Raw genomic sequence first — 3,050 nt, forward strand, 5'->3', positions numbered from 1 at the left:
AACCTGCCCACAGCCGGATCGTAATACCGGAAACGGTTGTAATGCAGCCCGGTTTCCTCATCGAACTGCTGCCCCTGGAATCGGAAGGGTTGTTCGATCGGCGGCGGCGCGGATGACCGGGCGCTGGCACCGTCGCTCCAACCCACCCCCGGCCCATTCCCCATGCGGCGGCGGGTGGGGCCGTCATCGGTCCCCGTCCTCGCCACGGGCCGCAATGTGGCCTCTCCCCAGACCTTGTAATCCGCCGCCCAGGCAATGTGCCCCTGCGCATCCGTCAACTCCAGCGGCGCGCCGATCTGGTCGCACTGATACCAGTAGGTCTGGCGGTCGTCCTGCGTCCCCTGCACCGTCGCCAGCGGCACGAAGCTGGCTGGCTCATACACGAACAGCGCCCCGTTGCCGCCCCGTTCCTTGAGCACCATCAGGTCACCGTCCCACAGGAAGTGCGTGGTACCGAAGGCGTCCGCCTTGGTGACGCGCCGCCCCAGGGCGTCATAGGCATACCGCGTGGTCTGCGTCACGCCATGGCGCGTGGTGCTGGCCTCCACCAACTGATGATCGGCATTCCAGCGCAACTGGACCACCTCATGGTGCCCCGCCTTCTGGTTGCCCCGCGTGCGCTTCGTCACATTGCCATGCACGTCGTACTCGAAGTGCATGTCCTGGTAGAAGCGCAGCCGGTTGTCCCCCACCACGCCCAGGCCCCCCCGGCCATCGGCGGCATGGTGCCGCCCCACCTGCGCCTCATTGCCATCCAGCAGGTTGCCCGCCGGATCGAAGGCGAATAACTCGCGAGGCTGGTGGCTGCCGGCACCCGGCAGGGCGGCCAGGATGCGGCCCGTGGGGTCGTAGCGGAAGTCCTGGCGCCCGCGCAGCGTGTCGCCGCGCGCCACCAGTTGGCCTGTCAGGTCGTAGGCATAGACCCGCTCCAGCACCGTCCCCGCCCGGCTGTTTTGCACATTGCCGCTGGGGCGGTAACCGGCGCGGTGGTGCACCAGCCGGCCCGCAGGGTCGTACTCGTAGCGGCTGGAGACGGCCCCCTGGCTGCGCTCGACCTCGCGGTGCAAGGAATCGCGTTCCATGTCCGCGATGACCTGGTGCGCGCCTTCCTGTCCGGGCAGCGCGATGTTGATCTGGTGCAGATGGCCGGAGCCATAGAACAGCCAGTTCAGCGTGCGCCCATCGGGCAGCAGCGTCTGCGTGCGGTTGCCCAGCGGGTCGTAGCTGTGAACGAGCGAGCGCGACAGGCCTTGAGGCGATGCCGCAGCGCGCCCCAGCCGCGCTGGCAGACCGGGACCGCCCTGGCCGATGAGCGTCTGCGTCTCGCTCAGGAGTTGTCCCACGGGGTCGTAGGCGAAGGCCAGGTGGGCCGCGCCATTGTTCGCCTGGGTCAGCCGGCCCAGCGCGTCGTAGCGGTAGGTGGTCTCCTCGGGCGGGCCTTCGTCGCCATGGGCGCGCTTGGCCAGCAGCCGGCCCAGCGCGTCGCGCTCGAAGTGCGTGACCTTGCCCGGCCCGGCCTCGCTGCCGCCCGCCTCGATCAGGTGGGTGAGTTCGCTCGCCGCGTTGTACACGTAGCGCTGCCAGCGGCCATCGAAGCCGATCTCGTCCGTGAGCTGGTCGCGCAGGTTGTAGCGGAAGGTGGTCTGTGCGCGGTTCTCGTTGTCGAGGGCGATCAGGCGGCCCGCGCGGTCGTAGTGGTAGGCGAGGGTGCGGCCGGCGGCGTCGGTGCGGGTCAGGGGACGGCCCACGCCGTCATAGGTGTAGCGGGTGATGGCCCCCAGCGGATCGGCATAGGCCAGCAAGTGGCCTTCGCCGTTCCACTCGTATCGGTGGATCGCGGTCACGGGGGCGGCGCCCACGCCCGTGCCGGGCGCTGCCGCCTGCGCGGCCACCGGCTCCACCACGCGCACCAGGCGCCCCGCGCTGTCGTACTGGTAGTAGGTGCTGTGCCCCAGCGCGTCCGTGCGCAGCACCGGCAGGCCCCGCGCCTCGTAGCCGAAGCGTGTCGTGCGGCCCGAGCAATCGGTGTAGGCCACCAGATTGCCCGCCTCGTCCCAGCGCAGCACCTTCTTGCCGCCCTGGGCGTCGGTCACCTCCACCGGCCGGCCCAGGCCGTCGTACTGGTAGGCCGTGGTCTGGCCCAGCGGATCGGTCATCCGCACCAGATTGCCCTGCGCGTCGTAGGTGCGCCGCCACTCGAAGCCCATCGCATCGCGCAGCGTGGTCACCCGGTCCATCGCGTCGTATTCCAGCGCCGTGGACTGCCCCAGCGCATTGACGAGTTGCACCACGTTGCCCCGTGCGTCGTGGCGCAGCGAGGTGCGCCGGCCCAGCGGATCGATGCTGCCCCGTGGGGTGCCGGTGGCATCGAACGGCGTTGCCTCGCGCACCTCCTCGGGCGTGCCTTCTGCCATCACGGTGGCCACGATGTTGAAGCGGGCATCCCAGTGGTACGCCGTCACACGCCCCAGCCCGTCGGTGTGGCGGGTGATGCGCTCGTGGGGCAGATACGTGAAGCGGTCGTCGTCCTGGCCGGGGATGGGGGCATCGGCGCACCATGAACGCAGCACGCGGCCGTGCGGGCCTTCCGCGTCGTACTGGGCGAAGTAGCGGTGGCCGCTGGCCTTGCGGTAGCCCACCAGCACGCCCGAGCGCCAGGCGTACTGGCGGTAGGGCTGGGTGCCGTGCTGCGTGGCGACCAACTGGCCCTGCGCGTCGTAGTCGTAGGACGCCAGCAACTGGCTGCCGGTGTGGCCCGGCACCCGCAACTCCACCGTGGACAGGCGCGCGCCGCGCAGGGGATCGTCGGGTGACGGTGCCCCGCTGGCCTGGGTCCAGGTCAGGCGCAACTGCCGCCCGGCCGAATCGGACAGGCCGACGAGGCGCGGTCGTGCGAAGGCCGAGGCGAAGGGCGAAGAGAACGTCCCTGCGCTCGCAGCGCCACTGGCCGCACCCTTTGCCATGGCCTGCTCGCGGGCCTGCCGTGCGCTCCAGGTCAGCACCTCGCCCGTGCCTGCATCGGCGTCACCCGCCACCCAGTGCAGCGCCAC

At 70.4% G+C, this 3,050-nt stretch carries 1 protein-coding gene; it reads right to left on the minus strand.

The features are described from left to right. The coding region (locus tag AVAK2825_RS24575; protein ID WP_284403103.1) for an RHS repeat-associated core domain-containing protein at positions 1 to 3,050 on the minus strand (3,050 nt) is incomplete at both ends.

The sequence above is a fragment of the Acidovorax sp. SUPP2825 genome (assembly GCF_030158995.1).
Lineage (GTDB): Bacteria > Pseudomonadota > Gammaproteobacteria > Burkholderiales > Burkholderiaceae_C > Paracidovorax.